The organism is Paraburkholderia sp. SIMBA_053 (assembly GCF_046534895.1).
Lineage (GTDB): Bacteria > Pseudomonadota > Gammaproteobacteria > Burkholderiales > Burkholderiaceae > Paraburkholderia > Paraburkholderia caledonica.
In genome coordinates, this window is sequence record NZ_JAWRXU010001611.1 from 1 (window position 1) to 239 (window position 239).

Sequence of the window (239 nt, forward strand, 5' to 3'; positions counted from 1 at the left end):
CGATGATCAGCACGGGCGCATCGTCTTCGCGGCGGCGAGGTCGGGCTGATCGAAGGATGGGAACTCGCGCGCGCGGTGCGCGACGTGATCGACGCCGATGCGGCGCGCGAAGAGAAGCGCCCGATCGTTGCGATCATCGATGTCCAGAGCCAGGCGTATGGACGGCGCGAAGAAGCCTACGGGATCCACCAGGCGCTGGCAGGCGCCGCCGATGCATACGCAAGTGCGCGTCTGGCCGG

At 68.2% G+C, this 239-nt stretch carries 1 pseudogene; it reads left to right on the forward strand.

From position 1 onward, the window contains the following. Window positions 1–12: 12 nt before the first annotated feature. Window positions 13–239, forward strand: a pseudogene (locus tag SB753_RS40995) (biotin-independent malonate decarboxylase subunit gamma); the annotation flags it as partial.